This is a genomic window from Aliisedimentitalea sp. MJ-SS2, assembly GCF_032586155.1.
In the GTDB taxonomy this organism is placed as follows: Bacteria; Pseudomonadota; Alphaproteobacteria; order Rhodobacterales; family Rhodobacteraceae; genus JAWHTC01.
Genome location: NZ_JAWHTC010000001.1, coordinates 22,825 through 44,720, shown reverse-complemented (window position 1 = coordinate 44,720; position 21,896 = coordinate 22,825). Strand labels below are relative to the sequence as shown.

At 60.0% G+C, this 21,896-nt stretch carries 19 protein-coding genes; 2 read left to right on the top strand and 17 right to left on the bottom strand.

What is annotated here, in order from left to right; translation table 11 throughout:
* The 6 genes from RXV86_RS00205 to RXV86_RS00180 all read right to left on the bottom strand — a co-directional run bounded on the left by RXV86_RS00205 (position 1) and on the right by RXV86_RS00180 (position 5,686).
* Entirely contained in the window at positions 1 to 1,818 is a 1,818-nt protein-coding gene (locus tag RXV86_RS00205; RefSeq protein WP_316296786.1) for a feruloyl-CoA synthase, read from the bottom strand.
* A complete protein-coding gene (locus RXV86_RS00200; RefSeq protein WP_316296785.1) occupies positions 1,815 to 2,282 on the bottom strand; it encodes a MarR family transcriptional regulator in 468 nt (155 codons plus the stop codon). The genes RXV86_RS00205 and RXV86_RS00200 overlap by 4 nt, the downstream gene beginning before the upstream one ends.
* Before the next feature lies 1 nt (position 2,283).
* Entirely contained in the window at positions 2,284 to 3,054 is a 771-nt protein-coding gene (locus RXV86_RS00195) for a crotonase/enoyl-CoA hydratase family protein (RefSeq protein WP_316296784.1), read from the bottom strand.
* Positions 3,055 to 3,412: 358 nt separating this feature from the next.
* On the bottom strand, positions 3,413 to 4,222 hold the full coding sequence (locus RXV86_RS00190; RefSeq protein ID WP_316296783.1) for a hypothetical protein: 810 nt from the start codon (positions 4,220 to 4,222) through the stop codon (positions 3,413 to 3,415).
* Positions 4,223 to 4,385: 163 nt separating this feature from the next.
* Complete coding sequence (locus RXV86_RS00185) at positions 4,386 to 4,808, bottom strand: OsmC family protein (protein ID WP_316296782.1); 423 nt, start codon at positions 4,806 to 4,808, stop codon at positions 4,386 to 4,388.
* Positions 4,805 to 5,686, bottom strand: coding sequence for a DMT family transporter (locus RXV86_RS00180; RefSeq protein ID WP_316296781.1), 882 nt, complete (start codon positions 5,684 to 5,686; stop codon positions 4,805 to 4,807). Before RXV86_RS00180 ends, RXV86_RS00185 begins: the two co-directional genes overlap by 4 nt.
* Before the next feature lie 319 nt (positions 5,687 to 6,005).
* Between RXV86_RS00180 and RXV86_RS00175 the strand changes: the two genes are divergently transcribed.
* Positions 6,006 to 7,574: a cellulase family glycosylhydrolase gene (locus RXV86_RS00175; RefSeq protein ID WP_316296780.1), complete on the top strand. Its 1,569-nt coding sequence runs from the start codon at positions 6,006 to 6,008 to the stop codon at positions 7,572 to 7,574.
* 12 nt (positions 7,575 to 7,586) lie between these two features.
* On the opposite strand, the gene RXV86_RS00170 is transcribed toward RXV86_RS00175, so the two are convergent.
* A complete protein-coding gene (locus tag RXV86_RS00170) occupies positions 7,587 to 8,006 on the bottom strand; it encodes a Fur family transcriptional regulator (RefSeq protein ID WP_316296779.1) in 420 nt (139 codons plus the stop codon).
* A gap of 358 nt (positions 8,007 to 8,364) precedes the next feature.
* Here RXV86_RS00170 and RXV86_RS00165 point away from each other — a divergent pair, with 358 nt between their 5' ends.
* Positions 8,365 to 9,684, top strand: coding sequence for a DEAD/DEAH box helicase (locus RXV86_RS00165; protein WP_316296778.1), 1,320 nt, complete (start codon positions 8,365 to 8,367; stop codon positions 9,682 to 9,684).
* Between the two features lie 308 nt (positions 9,685 to 9,992).
* Here RXV86_RS00165 and RXV86_RS00160 read toward each other — a convergent pair whose 3' ends face one another.
* The 10 genes from RXV86_RS00160 to RXV86_RS00115 form a co-directional block, all read right to left on the bottom strand.
* Entirely contained in the window at positions 9,993 to 11,138 is a 1,146-nt protein-coding gene (locus tag RXV86_RS00160) for a Xaa-Pro peptidase family protein (RefSeq protein WP_316296777.1), read from the bottom strand.
* A 3-nt stretch (positions 11,139 to 11,141) separates the two neighbouring features.
* Complete coding sequence (locus RXV86_RS00155) at positions 11,142 to 12,281, bottom strand: amidohydrolase (protein ID WP_316296776.1); 1,140 nt, start codon at positions 12,279 to 12,281, stop codon at positions 11,142 to 11,144.
* Between the two features lie 110 nt (positions 12,282 to 12,391).
* Positions 12,392 to 13,558, bottom strand: coding sequence for an ABC transporter substrate-binding protein (locus tag RXV86_RS00150; protein WP_316296775.1), 1,167 nt, complete (start codon positions 13,556 to 13,558; stop codon positions 12,392 to 12,394).
* A 34-nt stretch (positions 13,559 to 13,592) separates the two neighbouring features.
* Positions 13,593 to 15,485 (bottom strand): AMP-binding protein, encoded by a 1,893-nt coding sequence (locus RXV86_RS00145; RefSeq protein ID WP_316296774.1) that lies wholly within the window; start codon positions 15,483 to 15,485, stop codon positions 13,593 to 13,595.
* Between the two features lie 13 nt (positions 15,486 to 15,498).
* Positions 15,499 to 16,272, bottom strand: coding sequence for an ABC transporter ATP-binding protein (locus RXV86_RS00140; protein ID WP_316296773.1), 774 nt, complete (start codon positions 16,270 to 16,272; stop codon positions 15,499 to 15,501).
* Entirely contained in the window at positions 16,269 to 17,048 is a 780-nt protein-coding gene (locus tag RXV86_RS00135) for an ABC transporter ATP-binding protein (protein WP_316296772.1), read from the bottom strand. Before RXV86_RS00135 ends, RXV86_RS00140 begins: the two co-directional genes overlap by 4 nt.
* Positions 17,045 to 18,145 (bottom strand): branched-chain amino acid ABC transporter permease, encoded by a 1,101-nt coding sequence (locus RXV86_RS00130; protein WP_316296771.1) that lies wholly within the window; start codon positions 18,143 to 18,145, stop codon positions 17,045 to 17,047. Before RXV86_RS00130 ends, RXV86_RS00135 begins: the two co-directional genes overlap by 4 nt.
* 4 nt (positions 18,146 to 18,149) lie before the next feature.
* On the bottom strand, positions 18,150 to 19,025 hold the full coding sequence (locus tag RXV86_RS00125) for a branched-chain amino acid ABC transporter permease (protein WP_316296770.1): 876 nt from the start codon (positions 19,023 to 19,025) through the stop codon (positions 18,150 to 18,152).
* A 365-nt stretch (positions 19,026 to 19,390) separates the two neighbouring features.
* Entirely contained in the window at positions 19,391 to 20,524 is a 1,134-nt protein-coding gene (locus tag RXV86_RS00120; RefSeq protein WP_316296769.1) for a rhodanese-like domain-containing protein, read from the bottom strand.
* 64 nt (positions 20,525 to 20,588) lie between these two features.
* Positions 20,589 to 21,869: a YeeE/YedE thiosulfate transporter family protein gene (locus tag RXV86_RS00115; RefSeq protein WP_316296768.1), complete on the bottom strand. Its 1,281-nt coding sequence runs from the start codon at positions 21,867 to 21,869 to the stop codon at positions 20,589 to 20,591.
* Positions 21,870 to 21,896: the final 27 nt, after the last annotated feature.

The following is a 21,896-nucleotide window of genomic DNA, read 5'->3' as shown; positions in this document are numbered from 1 at the left end:
TTACACCGTCGTGACGGCGGCATCACCATCATCATAAAGCCGCTCCAACAGCGCCTTGCGCCGATCCAGAACCTTGCGGTAGTTCAGGTTGCCCTTCGCGGTCATCTCGCCCGCACCCATATCGGCAGGCTCGCTCAAAACCATGGCTCGGCCCACATGCACCGAGCTGCCGCTGACCTCACGCGCCCTCTCGGCCAGTCGCCGACGGATTTCCCCGAGAAGCAGCTTGTCCGTCATTGCGCCATTGTCACTCTCGATACCGAACCCTTGCACCTGCAAATCAGTCAGATTCGGGAATATCATCAAACCGATCTGGTGCCGGTCGGCCCCAGTCACCACCAGATCGGCAGCCAGCGGGGAAAGCAGTGCCAACAGATCGATCCGCAGCTGTGCTGCCCGCACCCATGTGCCGGTATTCAGCTTGAAATCCTCGGCAATCCGTCCGTCGAACTTCATTCCCATGTTGGGATCATTCGGATCGACAAACTTCATCGCATCGCCGGTAATGAAAAAGCCTTCCCCGTCAAAGGCTTCTGCCGTTTTCTCGGGATTGTCAAGATACCCCGGCGTGATCGACGGGCCTTTGAGGCGCACTTCACAGCGCATCTCCTCATCCGGGATCAACTTCATTTCCAGCCCGGTCATGGGCACGCCGATAACGCCCGCGCTGTCGGTCGGCTCCTGCTGAAACATCGCCGCCGGGGCGGTCTCGGTCAGGCCCCAGGACGAGGTCATCAACGGCACCTCACCCTTGATGTCCAGCGCCATGGCTTCCAGCGCCTCCCAGATGTCCTGCGGCAGGGACGCCCCGGCATAGAACACCAGATCAAGGTCCTCGAAAAACCGTTGCTTCAACCCGGCATCGGCGCGCAAAGCCTCAACCAGTAATCCATACCCCACCGGCACGTTGAAACTCAGCGTCCCAGTGACCATCGACAGGTTTTCCAGCGTGCGCTCAAACAGCCCCTTCACTGGCTTGCCATCATCGATGTAGAGCGCGCCGCCATTGGCCAGCATCATATTGAAATTGTGCGAACCACCAAAGACGTGGTTCCACGGCAGCCAGTCAACAATCCGCGGCACCCGGTCCTTCAACTGCGGCAGGCTGTCGAGGATTTGCAGCTGGTTCACGCACATCATCCGGTGCGTGGTGATCACCCCCTTGGGCGAAGAGGTCGAACCGCTGGTCAGCAGGATTTTCACCGTGTCATCCGGCCCGACAGCATCGCGGGTCACGTCCAGATCGACGCCCGCGTCACCTTTGAGAAGATCATCAAAGGGCGTGACCTTGTCATTTGAGCCGGGCTCCGAGGCCACCACCTCAATCCCTTCAAACGCCTCCAAAGCCAGCGCCTCGCCATATTGATCGGCATCCACCGCATAGGCCATCTTGGGCCGGGTCAACTCGATCGCATGGCGCAACCGCCCGTGCGCTCCGTGGATCAGCGAGTATTGCTCGGCCACCGGCACGGCCGGTATCCCCGCGTATTGCGCCGCCAGCGCCAGCAGCCCGTGATCGACTCCGTTGCCCGACAGGATCAGGATCGGCGTATCGCCATTCATACCCCGTGCCAGCAGGCTCGCCGCAATCGACCGCACCTGTTCCAGCGCCGCCCCGTAAGACATCTCTCGCCAACCGGCCCCGGACCGTTCGGCCAGGAACACCCGCTCCGGCGCCTCGTCGGCCCATTGATGCAACCAATCACCGGTCCGGTCGACTGGCGTTCCCAGCGCCTTGTTCGACCGGTAAATCAACGCACCGTCATCCCGGCGCGTCAGCGTTGTGTCATGCGGCTGAAACCGCTCTGTCCGTTTCATGCCTCCCCTCCCTGTTCGATCAGGTTCATCGCGGCGATCACCGCCGCGCGCTGTTCTTTCGACAGGCCAGCCAACAACCGGTCTTCGTCCGCCCGGTTCGCGTCCGTCGCCTCGGCGCACAACGCCCGGCCTTGCTCCGTCGGGTTCAAGGCATAGGCGCGCCGATCCGTCGGCACCTTGTCACGGCTGATCAACCCGCGCTCCTCCAACTGGTCCAGAATCACCACCAGATTGGGTCGCTCGATTGCCAGCGCATCGGCCAGCTGCGTCTGCCGCATCCCGGGGTTGTCCACGATCATCACCAGCGCCGAATAGGTCACCATCCGTAGGCCAAAGGGTTTCAGAGTGGCGTTCAAGTCCGCCTGCAATACGCTCATCGCTCGTTTGACGTGATAGCCCATGAAGCTGCGCAGCGTGGCATCGCTCACCGAAACAGCTTCGGTCATCTTCACAACCTCACCCATCTCAGGCCCCGAAACTCGGCGCGCGTTTTTCCAAGAACGCCGCCAGCCCCTCGATGGCGTCCGGGCTGGTCTGAGTCAGCGCCGCGCAAAGGCTCTCGGTAAAGAGCCCTCCGGCCTTGTCCATATCCTCGATCCGGCTTAGCGCGTGGATCATCACATAGTTCGACAGCGGTGCGTTGCGCGCGATCTTGCGCGCCAGGTCCTGCGCCATGTTCAGCGCCTCGCCCTCACCGACGCTGTAGTGGGTCAGGCCCAGCACATAGCCATCCTCGGCCCCGTATTTGCGCCCTGTCAGCATCATTTCGACCATCCGGTCGGCACCCAGGATACGGCCGACCCGTACGCTGGCACCGCCGCCGACGTATATCCCGCGCCGCCCTTCGGGTAGCTGGAAAATGGTTGAAGGTTCGGCAATCCGCACATGGGTCGACGTGGCCAGTTCGAGCCCGCCGCCGATCACCGCGCCGAACATGGCGCTGACGACCGGCAGCCCGCCATACTGAATGCGGTCCATCACCTCGTGCCAGCCACGCGAGTGGCGCATCGTGCCCTCGGCATCCCGGCTTTTATGTTCGCTGAGGTCCAGTCCGGAACAGTAGTGTCCCGCCGTTCCGGTCAAAACCACCGCCTTGACCTCTTCCGGGGGCGCACGAAAGAACCCGTCAATCGCATGCAAAAGCTCGTCGCACATGGCGTTGCGCTTGTCCGGGCGGTTCATCGTCAGGGTCGCGATCCCGTCCTCAACGTCCACCAGAAGCATGTCATCGGTCATTGAGTTCTCCATTAGATGAATCGAATAATAGTTATGTTGTATAACTTATTTCGGAAAGCGAGTCACCCCGGAAAAATCAGGGCAGTTGAATCACAAAGCCCCTTCAGCGTTTGACCGCATTCATCATCACTTTAAGATTTGAACAGACTTTCGAATTACCTTCGCAATCCGACAAGGTGCAAAATGCATGGCATTTTGCCACCCAACTTGCCGCTGCGAGGACCAGCTCCCCGGGATTTTTTCGATCAGATGAAGGGGCGAGACGGGGTACTCGAGTGCCGGCTTGAGCCCAAAAGCGTTCTACCTCGGGCTCGAAGTTTTCCGGCGCCCGGACGCAATCGATCGAGTTTTCCGTAACCTACTCTTCTCGCAGGAAATCGGCGCAGGTCACCTGTACCGAGACAATACGGCGACCCTGGCCCTGAACGCCCCAGGCGAAGGCCATGTTGTCTACGTTCTCGATACGGTACGGGGGGGCACCAAGCCCGGCAACAGATCCCATGAAGACATTGGGCGGGCGGGTCGACAGGACGGCGCGGATGCTGGTAAGCGCGGCAGCCACTTCGGGATGCCCCGAGGCGGCTTCGAGCTGGCTGAGGTTGACATAGGAGTAATGGTGATCGCCAAAGCCAAAGTAAAAGTCCTCGGTCACGGTGCGCGAAATCGCCCCGGTGGTGCTTATCTGGTAGAAACCGACACGGGGCTGCACATCGGTGACGAGGCGGTAGGTTCCATCCTCGGTCGAGAGCCACAGTTGCGCTCTTGCCGCACCGCTGCCACTGCCCGAGGACACGGTGGTGAGCCCGGCGATAGAGACCGGGTCAGACGAGAGGCTCCAGCTATGGCCGTGGCCGAAATCGCCGGCGCCGAAGGCGTGCAGGGTGACGCGCTCATCGGCGTAGAAACGGGCGCCACCGCCGATCGGGATGAGCGCCTCGGTGTGCCAGGTCAATGTGCCGGAATAGCAGCTGGGATCGACCGGCCGGAATCCGGGAACAGTGTAAAAATTGCTGAGCGGTGGCGTACCGGGGGGCGCGATAAGGTAATGCTCGGGCTGGTAGAGCGTTGGGTCCGTGGCGGCTGTGTCATGGCTGTCGGCCATGGCAGGCGAGACGGTCAGAGTGAGCGCCAGGCAGGTGGCGAGGAGCAGGTCGTGGGATCCGAGCATGGGCAGGTGTCCCTTCACATCAAGGGTTATGCGCAGCCCTGATCCTGCGCGCCGTCGGATTCGATGTGGTGGAGACGGGCAAGCCGCAGTGATCGGGCCTATAACTTCGCCCGAATTATAGCACCTTTGGCGATGCATTTGTCATGTGACACGGTGCCAGATGTCAGGCAGTCTCGATGATTTCGAAATCATGGGTCAGGGTTGCCGTTGCTGCCATCATCGCCGAGGCCGAACAGTATTTCTCGATCGAGAGCGACACGGCGCGTTCGGCCTTGGCCGGGTTGAGGCCGCGACCTTTGATGATGAAATGCATGTGAATGGTCTTGTAGACCTTGGGATCGGTGTCGGCGCGTTCGGCTTCGATCTGGACTTCGACATCCTCGACCGGTTCGCGGCCGCGTTCAAGGATGTGCACCACGTCATAGGCCGAACAGCCGCCGGTGCCAAGGAGCAGCAGTTCCATCGGCGAGGGACCGGGTTTGACGCCGCTCTCCCCGTGGGCTGCACCAAAGGCAATAGCGTGGCCGCTGCCTGCGGTGCCGACAAAGGTGCGGTCACCGACCCATTTGACGTTTGCTTTCATCATGATGCGTTTCCTTTTTTCGAGAGGCGGGCTTCGCGCCAGAAGGCATAGATCCCGGCGGCGATGGTAATGCCACAGCCGAGATAGGTGAGCAAATCGGGGCGTTCACCGAAAACGATGGCCCCGACGATAAGGGCAAAGATGATCCGGATATAGCGGAACGGGGCGACGACCGAAATCTCGCCTGTCCGCATCGCTTGGATCATCGCGAAATAGCCCAGTGACCCAAGAACCACGGTGCCAAGTACATAGCTCGATGAGGCCACGGTGAGGGGTTGGGGCGGTTCGATCAGCAGCATGTGCACCCAGCCGCCCAGGGTCAGAACGGCCATGCCGTAAAAAGCGATGCGGGTTGACGGCGTGGTGCCCGGCATCAGGCGGGTCGACACGTCACGCAGGGCAAGACCCAGCATGGCGGCAACAGCCCAGAGCGCGTTGGGTTCGAACCCTGAAAGGCCGGGGCGCAGAATGATCAACACACCGGCAAAACCGATCAGGATCGCGCCCCACCGACGCCAGCCGACCTGTTCCTTCAACAGGATGATGGCAAAGAATGTGACAGCCAGCGGCGTGGCCTGAATAACGGACGAAGCCAGCGAGATGCCGACCGTAGACAGCGCGGTGACGAAACTGAAAGTGGCGACGATTTCTGCCGAGTTGCGCAGGAGCATCGGCCAGCTGACCAGGTCGGCGGCGATAAGGCGATGGCCCTTGGAACGCGTCAACGCGGCGAAAATCAACGCCCCGCCACCCCCCATGAGCGACAAGACCTGCCCCTTGGGCAGTGTCTGGGTGGCGAGCTGCACGCACGCATCAGTCGCAGCAAAGAACGCCATGGCGGTAATCAGTAAGGCGATGCCTCGGAGGTTATTGTTGGCCATGGGCGCGCCTTTCACGCAGGGGACAGGCCGTCCTTGGCGATGTGGTGCGGAAATGTCTAGGGGCGGGGTAGGCTTTTTGCAGCGGATTGCGCCGGGGGCACCCTCCGGACTAGTGTCTGGATGAAGGCAAAGAGGACGAAGGGGCGGTTCCATTCGCAGGCACGCCACCCAACCAGCTCTGATCGTCTTTTTACTGGTCTACCTGTTTCCGATTTTTCTATGGGCGTATTTGAGTGTTTCCCCGGTCACCCGCGAAGAGTTCGTTCGAGCGGAAGGGCGTCAGCTTGTCCGCAATGAGCAAAGTATTCGCCTGCGATCAGTGAGTTTCTCGAACTACTATTGGGCCGAACTTGGCAATAACGGCTTCAGCCTCGAGGCGTCCAGCCATCATTCCGAAGGGGACTTTGCCCGCGTGCGCGCGCTGGGGTTCAACAGCGTGCGCTTTGGTTTCAACGGCAATTGGTACCAACAGGATCGTCAGGCGTTCTGGGCTTGGCTTGACCGCAACATTGCCTGGGCCCGCGCGCATGACGTCTTGTTGACGCTTGATCTACACGTACCGATTGGCGGCGATTGGTTGGCCGGAAATGGTGCAACTCGTGATTTCAGCATCTGGACGGATGAGGGTGTTCGTCAGCAGACCGTCGACATGTGGCGCGCGATTGCAAAACGCTACAGGAATGAGCCGGCTATCGCGGGCTATGAGATCCTGAACGAAGCGGTCACCGAGGATGACACCGGTACGCAATGGCGCAGCCTGGCCCAGGAAATTGCACGTGCGATACGGGAGGTGGACAGGAACCATCTTCTGATTGTCGGGGCGCTTTACGGGACGAACAAGACCTATTCAGCGCTTGGCCCGGCCTCGCAGTTTCTGGTGCGGGATTCAAACACGATGTATGATTTCCACTTTTACGTGCCGGTGGAGTTCACCCATCACAATGCCACGTGGACCGCATCTTCGCTGGGAGACCAGAGAGGTTACCCCGACCTGGGCACGCCAATTCCTACCGGCCAGCAGGTTCTTGTTTGGTCGAGCAGCATTCGAAGCCCGCGGTTGCAGGAAAAAGACACGCCTTGGCGCAAATACCAGAGCGAATGGGTTCGCCTGGATAATCCCGATGTCGTTGCCGGGCTGCCGATCGCGACGGCCCGGTCGGGTGCGCGGGGCAGTGCCCGTTTTGACAGGATCGAAGTGCTTGAATTCGATGTCAGCACCAGGCGCGTTTCGAGAATCGTCAATGCACCCCTTACACAAGAGAGCGTTTGGCATTGGTGGCCCTGGAGTTCGGATGGGGACGGAGCGTCACAGGTGTTGTCCAGGTCACAGACAACGGGCGCCAACGACAATGCCAGCCTCAGGATCGACGGGAATACCACTGAAGATGATTACCTGGGATGGAGCAGCGATCGCCATTGGTTCAAGGCAACACCGGGCAACCACTACAAGATTACCGGCTACATGGCGGGCGCGGGCGTGGTCTATCAAGACGAGACCCTTGGCGATGCTGGCTATATCGGGTTGGAGCTGAATTTCTATACCGACCCGAAAGACGGCGGCGGGGTAGGATTTCACTTCCGTGACAGGGAATTTATCGAGGCCGAATTTCTGAAGATGTACCAGTTCGGGATCGACAACGATGTTCCGGTCTCAGTGATGGAATTCGGCACAATGCGGGACACGTTCGAGATCGACGGCAAGGGCGGCGAGGTCTGGATGGCCGACGTTCTGGACATCTTTCACGAGTACGGGGTCAGCTATTCACTGTGGAACTACCATGGATCGGCGATGGGGGTGTATCTGAGCGAGTTCGGCGATGCACCGGCGGAACCCAATCACAAGCTGATCGCGGTGCTGCGTGACAAACTGAGGGCACGACCAGAGTGAAAAACCGCGAAATTACTTGCCCGGTTTGTTGATCGGCACGCCGTAAAGCTCGAGCTTGTGACCCTTGAGGCGGTAGCCCAATTTCTCGGCGATCTTTTCCTGCAGCGCTTCGATCTCGGGCTCCACAAACTCGATCACCTCGCCAGAATTGAGATCGATCAGGTGGTCGTGATGTTCGCGTTCGGCATCTTCATAGCGCGCCCGGCCATCACCGAATTCGAGCTTGTCGATGATCCCGGCCTCTTCGAAGAGTTTGACCGTGCGATAGACCGTGGCAATGGAAATGCCTTCGTCGCGCGCACTGGCCCGGGTGTAGAGTTCCTCGACATCGGGGTGGTCATCGCTTTCCTGCAACACGGCGGCGATGATGCGGCGCTGGCCGGTCATGCGCAGGCCTTTTGCCTCGCAACGTGAGGTGATCGTATCGCTCATCTGGCCCATGTTTGTCATTATTTGCCCCTCGATGGACCCCCGGTTTAGCCAATGCGCGACGTGATTTCCAGATGGTTTGACTTGACTTTAAGTCGGACAAGGGCCATTTGCCTCTCAACCGACGCTTTCTGCCGCGTGAGCAGGTGAAGCAACATCCGGGCCAACCGGAGCCGAAGAAAAGCGTCGAGTGATGTTCCCAAAATCACGCGTGGGTTCTTACGCCAAGGCGGCAGGCGAGGGCAATCGGCCCTCCTGTCAGGCCCATCGGCGAAACCACGACACCGGACGGCCCATGCGGGGCGCGGCCGGGTATTTGCATATCTGGCGGGCCAGTGGTCTGCCGTGAAAGGACAAGAGTTTGAAAAATTTCAACGAGATGGGCCTGCCCAAGCATCTGCTGACGCGACTGGCCAACATGGGGCTGGAAACGCCCACCCCGATCCAGGCGCAGGCGGTTCCGCATGCGATGGAGGGGCGCGACGTGATGGGCCTGGCCCAGACCGGTACCGGCAAGACCTTTGCCTTTGGCCTGCCGCTGGTTTCGGCGATGCTGGAGTTTGACGGGCGACCCAATCCCAAGACCGTGACCGGTCTGGTTCTGGCGCCGACGCGCGAATTGGCCAAACAGATCAGCGATGCGCTGCGCGAACTGGTTGAAGGCACGCCGCTGAAGGTGGGCCTTGTGGTTGGCGGGGCCGGGATCAACGGCCAGATCAACCGGCTGGCGCGCGGCATGGATATCCTGGTGGCGACACCGGGGCGTCTGTTGGACCTGATGGACCGGCGCGCGATCGACCTGCGCGAGACCGAGTTCCTGGTGCTGGACGAAGCTGACCAGATGCTGGACATGGGCTTCATCCATGATCTGCGCAAAATCGCGGCCCTGATTCCGAATGAACGCCAGACGATGTGTTTTTCCGCCACCATGGCCAAGCAGATGGCAGAGATTGCCAAAACGTATCTGAAGGACCCGGTGCGGGTTGAAGTCTCGCCCCCCGGCAAGGCTGCCGACAAGGTCACCCAGGTGGTGCATTTCATTGCCAAGGCTGAAAAGGCGAATCTGCTGATCGAGCTGCTGGGCGAGCATCCGGACGAGGCGGCGCTGGTTTTTGGCCGCACCAAGCACGGGTCGGAGAAACTGAAACGGCAGTTGGAACAGGCGGGTTTTGCGGCCGCGTCGATCCACGGCAACAAGAGCCAGGGGCAGCGTGACAAAGCGCTCGCGGCGTTCAAATCCGGTGAGATCAAGGTGTTGGTCGCGACGGATGTGGCTGCACGGGGCCTCGATATCCCGCTGGTGCGCCATGTCTACAACTATGACCTGCCCAACGTGCCGGACAACTATGTGCACCGGATTGGCCGCACCGCACGGGCCGGGGCCGATGGCGCCGCGGTGGCCTTCTGTGCACCCGACGAGATGGACGAATTCCGCGCCATCCAGAAGGTGATGGGGATCAAAATCCCCGTGGCCTCGGGCCGGGAGTGGGAAAAACATGAAGAGGTTAAACCGGTACGCGGCGGCGGCGGCGGTCAGGGTCGTGGCCGTGGGCGTGGTGGCAAGCCCGGTGGCGTGCAAGGCAAACCCCGGGCGGGCAAGCTCGGACAAGGTAAGCCTGCCGGCGGCCAGCGTCGGCGCAATCGCCGGCGTGGCGGCAAGAGTGGCAGCCGGGCGGCCTGATGGCGTGAAAAGCCCGGGTCTGGCCTCGAGCGGGCACTGAGGGGAAGTCGTGCGGCCGCCAGATCGTGAAATGGTGGTACAGCGCACGTTTCGTCCACTTTGTCCCCGATGAGTCCGCGTTAACTCACGGCGTTGCGTTACCCTTGCGAAGTCACCAGCCCTGCGAGCGGTCTGGTGATCGCACGGCACCGCTACACGCCTTGTTTTCGCCCGGGCTTAACATGTTGAATGGTTACGCCAGAAAAGACTGAACACTGTTCCGTCAAATCACGGCTATACCGACGCATCAGCATCGCCCAATTGGCACCTCACAACACCAATTGATCCAGCGCCTTGGGATGATCGGTCAGGGGCTCATACCCATCCTCGGTTACGATGAAACTGTCGCCCACCTGCGCCCGGAACCCCTCGACCGCGACCGAACCATCAACCGCCAGCACCATACCCGGTTGCAGCACCGTCCTGTCCCCGGTCACCAGCTGAGGCGCTTCGAGGAAACTGAACCCGGTCGCCCGACCACAACGGAACGGGTAATCAAATCCAGCTCCCTGGATCACCTCGGCGTAAGCTGCGTGCACGCTTTCCGCCGTCACCCCCGGCCCCAGAGCCGCCAGCGCTGCCTGCTGGCTCGCCAAAGCCACCTCATAGATTCGCGCCTGTTCGGAATTGGCGATCTCGCCAATCCAGAAGGTCCGGTCGAACCCCAGTTTGAAGCGGTGAAAATTGGTCATGCCACAAAAGCACAGGAACACCGGTTCACCACGGTGCATGATCCGGGTCGTCGCCCGGTGATGGGTCTTGGTGATTTCACCCCCTGACGCCATGATCTGCAGAAAGTGGGTATTGGGCGACATGTCGGCATCATCATAATGCGCCGCCAGAAGCTGGGCGGCCTTGCGCGTGCCTGCCTGCGACGTGGCAATCGCCACCTCGTATTCCGGCACCCCATCGCCAATCGCCGCTCGCCCCGCCGCCATCATCGCGTTGGCCACCTGCCCGGCATGGCGCGCCAATTGCAGCTCCTGTTCGGATTTGATCATCCGCATATCTGCCAGGATCGGAGTGGCACTACCTTGTTGGCCAAGCGGCACAAGCGTATCGACATAGGTCCGAACCAAGGGCGGCATGTGATCTGGCTCGATCGCGACCCTCGACGCTCCTTTCAAGACCCCGGGCAGTTCACTACGCCATTCCTCGCCCATCCCATCATTCCAGGCGGCAATCCTGTTCACCCTTGCGTGGGCATTGGCGGCCACCTCGTCTATCACCGGTGTGATCAGCAGGGTCTCGCCCTCACGCGGCACGATCAACAGCGTCGGACGGCCAAACTCCATGTGCAGATAGTCATAGTAACCGGTCAGGTAATAGACATTGTCGTCGTCGGTGATCACCGCCACATCGACACCGGCGCCTTCCAGCCGCTCGCGAAACGCCTTCATCCGTGCTTCGAACATGCCTTACTCCCGTTTCGGCAAGCGGTCCTTGACCAGCGCCTGCCAGAACGCCGCGCCAACCGGCAACAAAGCGTCATTGAAATCATAATCTGCAGCATGCAGCGGTTGCCCATACCCCCCCTCGGTCCCGTTGCCGATCAGCAGAAAACACCCCGGTACCGCCGCGCTGAAATGGGCGAAATCCTCGGAAAAGCTCATTGGATCACGATTGCCAATCGTCTCCAGGCCAGCCGCCTGTCCAGCGCGCACCACCGCCTCAACCGGCGCTTCGGCGTTGATTGTCTCGATGAACTCGGTGTTAAAGCTCATCTCCGCCGCAACCCCATGCGCCGCCGCCACACCGCCGACGATCTGGCGCATGAATCCTTCCACCGCTTCCCGATCCTCTGGCGCCCGCGCCCGCACATCGCCTTTCAACGTTGCATTGCCGGGCAGAACATTGCGTTGCCCGTCGGTCAGGAACTCGGTCACCGACACCACCGCACCTGCCCCGGGGGCCAGCCTGCGCGCCACGATGCTCTGCAACGCCTGCACCATTTCGGCCCCGATAGTGATCGCATCACGCCCCGCCTGCGGCATCGAGGCATGTCCACCCTGCCCCTTGATCGCAATCTCGAACAGGCTCTCGCTGTTGCAGATCAACCCCGTTCGCGTCGAAACCTGACCCATCGGTGCGCCGGGCAGGTTGTGAATGGCATAGACCTCATCCACCGGGAAGCGCTCCAGCACCCCCTCGTCGATCATCGCCTTCGCGCCCAGCCCGTGCTCTTCATTGGGCTGGAAAATGAACACCACTGTGCCGTCGAAATCAGGATCGCGCGCCAATGCCTCGGCCGCGCCGATCAGCATGGTGGTATGCCCGTCGTGGCCGCAGGCATGCATCACTCCGGGATTTTCAGAAACATACGCATGCGTACTGACCTCATGGATCGGCAGCGCATCCATATCTGCACGCAACCCGATCGCCCGGTTGCCACTCCCGGCGCGCAGCACGCCGACAACGCCCGCACCTTCATGCACCTCTAACCCCAAGTCGCGCAGGATTCTTGACACCTTCGCCTTGGTGCGCACTTCTTGGAACCCCAGTTCCGGGTCACGATGAAACGCGTGGCGCAGCGCCTTAAGATCCAGCGGTTCAGACATATCTCGTTCCCTTGTCTCACCGGACCACTCTGCCGAATTGCCACCCCATCACAACAAAAAAGAGCGCCCCGACGATTGCCGGGGCGCCCCATTCCGTCAATCCGAACCGCTTACTTGCGGGTCAGCTCCATCCAGTTACCGTCGACGATCTTCGAGATGATGATCTCGTCGGCGCCCTGGTGGTCCTCGGCCGAGTAATCGACCGTGTTGTTGGAAATCACGTCCTCGTAGTTCAGGCTTTCCATCGACGCCAGGAAGCTTTCGGTGGTCAGGTCCTTGCCTGCACCTTCCAGCGCCTTGACGAAGGACACAGCCGCACCATGACCCAGCAGGGCCCCGGTGCCCGGGAAAGGCTCACCAGTGGCCTCGGTATATTTCTTCACCCACGCGGCCACTTCCGGCACATCCATGCGCGCGGCCAGGTCCGACCAGCCCGACCCGGCGTAGAAACCTTCGGTCACACCGCCCGGCACCTTGGCAATCGCGGTGTGAAACGATGCAGACCCACCCAGGAATTTGACGTCGTTCCAGCCCATTTTCTTGGCCGTTGCCACGGCGGTGATCACCTGCCGCACACCCAGCGCCACGGTGATCAGATCACAGCCTTCGCTTTTCAGCTTGGTCAGCGAGCCGACAAAATCCAGCTCATCGGGCTTGTGCTTGGTCTCGGCGGCAAACGGAATACCCAGGGCCTTGGCAGCATCCACCGTGCCCTCCTGAATTTCCAGGCCAAAGTCCGACGGGATATACATCGAGCAGGCGGTGGTGATGCCCTCGTTCTCTTTCATATATTCCACACCGGTCACGATCTGGCTGTAGTAGGACGCCGTGCCGGCGAATTTATAGGGCGACGGCGGGTCGATCATCTGGCGCGCAGCGGTCAGCGGCGACAGGTTCGGAATGCCCTTCTTTTCCAGAAGCGGGAAGGACGCGATGTTCATCGGCGTCCCCAGGCTCAGAAGCATGGCAAAGACCTTGTCCGAGTTCACCAGCTTGTTCAGCCCCGACATCGCCTTGGGCATCTGGTAGGCGTGGTCTTCGACCACCAGCCGGATCTGGCGGCCATGTACGCCGCCCGCGGCGTTGACCTCATCGAAATACATGTTGGCGGCGGTGATCGCCGGTGCCCCGAAGGCGGCAAAGATGCCCGACATGTCCTGGTTCGACCCCACGACGACCTCGGTATCCGTCACACCTTGCGTCTCGGCCAGCGCAGCGCCACTTAGGCCCAGCGCGGCCACGAGGCCAAGCGTGGTATGCTTAAACGTCTGTTTCATTTCATATACTCCCTTTTATTATCTTTCAGTCTGGTCAATTTGCGTACATGTCGTCAATTAGCGCCTTGTGTTTTTCCTCCACAAAGCCCCGCTTGAGCTTCATCGTCGCGGTCAGCTCGTCATCTTCCGCCGTCAGCAGTTGATCAATTAGGCGGAACTTCTTGATCTGTTCGACCCGGGCGAAATCCTGGTTCACATCGTCGATCACTCCGCCGATCAGGTCCCGCACTTCCGCCGTCGCGCACAGCGAAGCGAAATCGGAAAATGGCACCCGATTGTCCTGGGCGAATTTCTCGACATTCTCCTGATCAATCATCACAAGGCAGGTCAGGTATTTGCGCTTGTCGCCAATGATCACCGCATCGCTGATATAGGGCGAAAACTTCAATCGGTTCTCTATCTCGGCCGGGGTGATGTTCTTTCCCCCTGCCGTGATGATCACATCCTTCAGGCGCCCGGTGATGGTCAGGAACCCCTTGTTATCCACGTAACCAACATCACCGGTCCGCAGCCAGCCATCCTCGGTTATCGTCTCGTCGGTCTTTTCGGGGTTGCCCCAATAGCCCTTGAAAACGTTCCCGGCGCGATATTGGATTTCCCCGTCCTCGGCGATACGGATTTCGCTGCCATCCACCGCGGGCCCGACCGAACCCATCTTGTCGTCTTCATAGGTGTTCACCGAAATCAACCCGGTGCTTTCACTCATCCCATAGCCTTCGAAGACCCGCACGCCGATCGAGCGGAACCACATCAGCAACTCCGGCGAAATCGGCGCCGCCCCGGTGGTGCCCCTGCGCAATTTGTCCATGCCCAGCATACGGCGCACATTGCGCAGCACCACAAAGTCCCAGAACTTGTAGCGCAGCGCCAGCATTCCCGGCACCGGTTTGCCCTCGACCTCCAAATCGGCCTTGGCCCGGCCCGCCGCCACCGCCCGGTTGAACACCCAGCGCGAAATCGGCGTGCTATCTCCCAACAGGATGCTAACCCGGCTGTAAATCTTCTCCCATACCCGCGGCACTCCGGTGAAGACGCTGGGTGAGACCTCCTGGATATTCTCAAACACCGTTTCCGGGCTTTCGGCAAAGTTCACCACCGTACGCCCGGCGATGGGTTGGAACACCGAGATCACCCGCTCAAGGATGTGGCACAGGGGCAGGAAACAGACCTGCTCGTCGCCGGGATAGACCGGCAGGGTCGAAGGCCCGATCGAAATCGTGTACATCACGTTGCCATGGGTGATATCGACCCCTTTGGGCATGCCGGTCGTGCCCGAGGTATAGACCAACAACGCCGTTTCTTCCGGTGTGCCCGCGTCGATTTCCGTCTCAAACAGGTCCGGGTTGGCCGCCAGTTCCTTGCGGCCAATTTCATAGAGGTCCTTGATAAAGATTACCCGGTCGTCGGAAAACTCGTGCAGGCCCGTGCGGTCGTAAACGATCACATTGACCAGCCCCGGCATGTTCCCCGCCACCGACAGGTATTTGTCGAGCTGCTCGTCATTCTCGACAAACAGGAATTTCGACCCGCTGTCTTTCACAAGGTATTCCAGCTGCGAGGCCGAATCCGTGGTATAGACGCCGGAACAGATACCCCCCATGCATTGAATCCCGAGGTCGGAATAAATCCACTCCTTGTTGTCCTCGCTGAGGATCGACACGACGTCGCCGCGCTGCATCCCCAAGGACCGCAATCCCAACCCGATCAGCCGCGCATGCTCCCAGAAATCGGTCCAGCTGTATTCCAGCCAGATACCGTAGTCCTTTTCCCGGTGTGCCACCTTGTCGCCCATTTCGGCACAGCGCGCCTTGAACATCTTGGGCAGCGTGTCGAAGCCGTCGACATAGAACGGCCCCTTCGTAAGGTCCTTGTTGATGGTCAGCCCCGTCAGGGTGATCTGCTCCGGCATATCCGCTCTGATATTCATCGCACCCTCCCCCTTAGCGCCATGTCTTGCGTTTTTTCCAGCGTTTCTGATCGCGTTCACCCTCTTCGCGCACGCCCAGATAAAACTCCTGGATATCCTTGCTGGCGGCCAGTTTCGGCGCCTCGCCATTCATCACGATCCGGCCTATCTCCATGACATAGCCGTAATGCGCCGTGTCCAACGCCACCTTGGCGTTCTGTTCCACCAGCATCATGGTCACACCTTGCTCGGTGTTGAGCCGCTTGATGATCCCGAAAATCTCGCGCACCAACAGTGGCGACAATCCCAGTGATGGCTCGTCCAGCAGCATGATCTTGGGTCGCGCCATCAGCCCCCGGCCGATGGCCAGCATCTGCTGTTGCCCGCCCGACAGCGTGCCAGCCGCCTGTTTGGCGCGTTCCTTCAGCACCGGGAAATAGGTGTAGACCATTTCCAGGTCACTCTCGACTCCGCTATTGTCATGCCGGGTAAAGGCCCCCATCCGCAGGTTTTCCTCGACGGTCAGCAGGGGAAACACCTCGCGCCCCTCGGGCACATGGGTCACGCCCTGGCGCACCACCTTGTCCGGTTCCATTCCGGCAATGTCGCGGCCTTCCAGCTTGATGGTGCCTTTTTCGGGGTCCATGATCCCTGAAATGGTCTTGAGCAACGTCGTCTTGCCAGCGCCATTGGCCCCCAGCACGGTGACGATTTGCCCTTCGTGAACTTCCAACGACACGCCCCGGATCGCCATGATCGGGCCATAGTAGCTTTCCAGGTTATCAACCTTGAGAATGGGCTCGCTCATGCCGCGCCCTCCTCATCATCGGCCCCGATATAGGCCTCGATCACCTTCGGATCGTTCTGCACTTCTTCTGGCGTACCAATCGCCAGCGTCTTGCCATCGGCGAGCGCCATTACCCGGTCACTGACCGAGCTCACCAGATGCATGTCATGCTCCACCATCAACACGGTGATCCCCATCAGCTTCTTGATATCCTCGATCCAGAAGGCCACGTCCTGGGTCTCTTCCACTGACAGCCCCGACGCGGGCTCGTCCAGCAAGAGCAGTTTGGGTTCAATCGCCAGCGCCCGGCCCATCTCGACCACTTTGCGCACCCCGTAAGGCAGCCCGGCGATGTATTTCTCGCGATAGGGCTGCAGGTCGAGGAAATCGATCACCTCTTCCACCGCCTTGCGATGCCGCCGTTCCTCGCGCCGCACGCTGGGTAGGAACAACACCTCGCTGACCGGGTTCGATTTGCGATGCGTGTGCCGTCCGACCAGAAGGTTTTGCAACACCGTCGCCTGTTCGAACAGCTCGATATTCTGGAACGTCCGGGCAATACCCAGCCTCGCAATCTCGTGGCTTTGCTTGCTCAGGATGCTTTGCTCCTCAAACCGGATATCCCCGGCAAAGGGATCGTAAATCCGGCTGATCAGGTTGAAGACCGTTGATTTGCCCGCGCCATTAGGCCCGACCAAGGCAAACACCTCGCCCTCTTCCACCGAGAAGGATACGTCGTCCACCGCGACAACCCCGCCGAATTTCAACGTGACATTTTCTAACTCGAGAAGGCTCATCGCATCCGCTCCGTCTTGAGATAGCTCTTCTGCCGCTTGAACATGTCACGGCGATAGAACGGGAAGAGTTCAAAATAGGTGCGGATTTTCAGCCACCGACCATAAAGCCCCATCGGCTCGAACAGGATCACCGCGATCAGGATTGCGCCGAAAACCCCGCTTTCCAGTCCGGGAATGGTGACGGAGGAACTGCCGAATACGCCCGATAGAGCATCACGGGTAAAGCTAATCCCCTGCGGCAAAAACACGATCACGAAGGCCCCGACAAAGGCGCCGTGAATGAACCCGATCCCGCCAATGACGATCATCAGCAAGAGTGTAATCGAGATCACGATATTGAAGGTCTCGTTGTTGAAGATACCGGAAAAATGCCCCATCATCGCGCCCGCAATCCCGGTAATCGCACAGGACATGGCAAAGGCCAGTGTCCGCGTACGGGCCAGGTTCACCCCCATCGCCTGCGCCGAAATCTCGCTATCCCTGACAGCCGCAAAGGACCGCCCCAAGGGCGAGCGCAGCGTGTTGCGATAACCCAGCAGGACCAGCAATGTGATCCCAAGGTACAGCCAATACATCCCGGTGATGTTGCCATAGCGGTTGAAGTTCACACCGAAGATCTCGATGTCCGGCGCAAAGAGGCCGTTCACCCCGCCGGTCCACGGCTCCAGGATCACGATGATATCTTCGGTCAGGATCGCAATCGCCATCGTGGCAATCGCCATATAGATGCCGTGCAGCTTGGTCGTCGGCAGCGCCACCAGCGCCCCTGCCAATCCCGCCGCGACCCCTGCCAGCGGCAGCGATAGCAGGAATGGCAGTCCCAGCTTCTCCATCAGCAACACATTGGCATATGCCCCCACGGCCAGGAATGCCGCATGTCCAAGGCTCGCCTGCCCGGTATGACCAACCAATAGCATCAGCCCCATACCGGCCACTGCCCAGATCAGCATCGAGGTAAATTCGCCCAGCCAGAACTCGCCCACCAGGTAAGGCAGCGCAATCGCGACCACCAACAGCAGGATGTACCAGAACGCCTGCGCACCGTGTTTGAAGAGACGAATATCGGCGTCGTAGCTTCTTTTGAATACAATCCGCATGGCGCTACACCTTTTTCGCCTGAACCTGGCTCAGGATGCCATGCGGCCGGAACACCAGGATCAACACCAGGATTAGATAGGGCATCAACCGCGCCAGATCGCCACCCAGATAGCGCGCCGAAAATGGCTCTACGAGGCCAATGATCACCCCGCCAAGAAGCGCCCCGGGCAAGGATCCCAAGCCGCCGATTACCGCCGCCGCAAAGGCCTTGATCCCCATCAGCCCCGTTGACGGATCAATCGACCCCTTCGAGGCAAACAGGATACCGGCAATCGCCGCCACCGCGCCTGCCAGAGCCCAGATCATCGAGTGAATGCGCTTGACCGAAATGCCCATGTAATAGGCCGCCATCTGGTTCTGGCTCGCCGCCTGCATGGCGACCCCAAGCTTGGTGCGGGCGAAGAAGAAAAACATCCCAACGGTCAAGAGCAGGGTGACGATGATCACGAACAGTTCGTCCATGCCGAGCACCAGCCCGGCAAACCGCACATCCTGCCCGGCAATCGGGCTTTCAAGGCTCTGCGGCTCGTGCCCCCAGATCGCGCCGGCTGCGAATCTCGCGACAAATCCCAGCGCGATGGTCAGGATCACAACCGCGATCTGGCTCTGCCCGAACATCCGCCGCAAAAGCAGCGCATCCAGCAGATAGCCGATCAATGCCATGATCGCGATCGTCACCGGAACCGCCACCCAGAACGGCCAGCCCCACCATTCGTGATTGGTCAGCCCCAGCGCCACGAAGGCGCCCAGCATCATCATGTCGCCTTGGGCGAAATTGATCGCCTCGGTGGCCTTGTAGATCAGGACGAATCCCATCGCGATAAGACCATAGACGCATCCATTGGCCAGTCCACTGACCAAAAGTTGTAGTGCATCCAAACCACCAGCCCTCCCAAGCCTGCGTTCTGTGCATAGGTTCGAAACGTCCCTCGCTTGACCCCTGCGCCTTTGTCCGCGCTTTCCTCGGGCTCATTGAGAACTATTCGTCCGTTCCGAAATCCTCTCCCTATACCGTGTAGTTTTCGTCCCGATCTCTCGACCCGTCACACCCGGCACGGTGCCGAGTGTGAGCCGCGCTCCCTCAGCGGTCAACAGGCGATCTTTTTTCACCGTCACGTCATCAGCAAAATAACGGAACGTCACCGGAGCATTTTTTCCGAGTCCCAACGAATTGGCCCCCCGCCTGCATGACACGCAGGCGGGGGGCCGGTTCTTGTGACCCCGTAGTCGGGGTGACAGAGGGATCAGTTGGTCGGCGCAACCTTGATCGTGCCGTCCTTGTTGTAGTCGATAACCGCGTCCACGAACTTGGCGTTCAGGCCAGGGTTGAGCAGCATCGACAGGTCATAGGCTTCGCCACTGCGCCCGCCCGTGGTGCAGACAAAGATGATCTGCTTGTCATCGGGCAGTTCGAACACCGCGTCTTCAAGCTTGCCAACCGGAACGTTCACCGACCCGGGGATATGCCCGTTGGCGAACTCGTCCTCGTCGCGCACATCAACGATCAGCATATCGGCAGGAGGATCGGCCAGCATCGCCAGGAAGGCTTCGCCGCTGAGTACACCCTCACCAGCGGCTGGCAATGCCGGCGCGGCAGGAGCGGCAGCCGCCGTATCAGGCGCCACGTTCATCGCCACCATGCCAACCTCTTTCTTCCACGCGGGGAAACCGGCCTGGTAGGTCATGACATTGGTGTATCCCATACCCTTGGCCTTCTTGGCCGAATTGTCGCTGAGTTTGCACTTGAATCCGCCACAGTAGAAAACAACCGGTGTTGCCTTGTCGGCCGGAAGGGTTCCGGCCAGCTTGTCAAACTGGCTGTCGGGCAGGCTGACCGCGCCGGGCACGTGACCGGCATCGTACTTGCGCCCCTTGGGCCGTGCATCAACCACCATCAACGGATCGGGTGCCGCCATCATCTGCTGCAGCATCGCCGTGTCGATCGACGCAACGCCACCGCTCTTCTTCCAATTCGGGAATCCGGCGGCATAGACCTTGACGTTGGTGTATCCCATCTCTTCGGCCTTGTAGGCCGAGTTGTGGCTCAGCTTGCACTTGAGGCCACCGCAATAGAAGATCACCAGCTCAGCCTTGTCTTCGGGCAGAAGACCGGCGGCCATCTTTTCAAAGCTCAGGTCCGGCATCGTCAGCGATGTCGGAATGTGGCCGGCACTGTATTTGCGCAAGGGTCGCGAGTCGACAATGGTCACGTCATCGCGGATCGGTACTACCGCGTAATCTGCAACAAAGTCGTATCCAACGATATGCTGCTCATGGAATTTCCACGCGGCATCCTCGCCTGCGAAAACCGCCGTGGCAGGGAAAGCCGCAAGAGAAACCGCAACGGCCAATCCGGTAAAGGTTCTTTCAAGTCTCATATCTTCCTCCATGGAATGTCGAATTTCGGGGATGGAGCGCACCCGCACGGGGTGCGTTCCGGCATCAAATGACGGTGAAGCGTTCGGTCGACTCGTTGTAGCGAACCAGCGCCCACCAGATCAGCATCACGGCCAGCATCACGACGTAGGTCCAACCCCAACCGCCCAGCAGGTCAGGCAGGTAGGCCTGGAAACCAAGCGTGCTGTATTCGACCATGCCGTCCATGAAATCGAGGTCCAGTTCACCCGAGGTCAGGCCAAGCTTGCCAAACACGCCGCTGGCAATCGAGCCGACCCAGGCAAAGAAGAACAGCGCGACCACAAGCTTCAGGTGACCCTCGCCGATCCGCCACAGCGATCCCGAGGCACATCCACCGGCCAGCACCATGCCGACACCAAAGACCAGCCCACCGATCAGCGATCCCAGCCAGAACCGGGTCGAAATGGCAACGTAAGGATCAATCGTACCCTTCTGCAGCAGGACCGAGCCGAACAGCATACCGACGACCAGCGCGACGATCATCGCCTTGGTCATTTCGCCCTCGGCGGTCATGAACGGTTCACGAATGGCACGGGCAAAACACAGCCGCGAGCGGTGCATGACGAACCCGATTCCGAAACCCGTCAGGATCATCAGCGCCAGCGTTCCAACATAGGCGTCGCCCTGCCGCAGCCATGCAATCCCCCACCAGATCACGGCAATCGCGATCACCGCGCCCAACCATGGGAAATAGGATTTCAAGGCAGGTGTCTTGTTCTTCGGTGCCGTCATGCCCCAGGTGATGTTTTCCATCCCCCAAAGCAGGATTTTGAGCCCGATGAAGGCCCCGGCCAAAAGGCCAACCCACATCGCCCAACCCGCAGGCGAGCTAAAGGTCAACGGGATAAAGAATCCACCAGTGGTGCACCCGCCGGCCAGCACGGCCCCGATCCCCATCAGCGATCCGCCGACCGCGCCATAGGCATATTCACTCAGCGGCGCCTTGCGGATGGCAAATTGCATCGACATCAATGCGGCAGTGAAGGCCCCCAGCAACAAAGCGATGTTCATCACCGACATCTGGTGTTCCAACGGCCCCTTGATGTTCTCACTGATCCCAAGCGCCGGGCCCAACCCGATCAACTTGTTCAGGTGATCACCCCAAAGTTTCACGCCACCAAAGACGCCCCAGAACAACCCGCTGGCCATCAGCGTCATTGCCAGGAAAACAAGTAGCATGAAACCCAGATAGGGCGACCATTGTTCAACAAAAATGCTGCGGTAGTCGTCACGGAACCCCTTAAGCCATTCAGGCAGGGTTTTTTTGTCCGTGGCGGATTCATTTGCGGATCCGGTCATGCTCATGGCCAACCCTCCGTTCTTTGTGGCCCC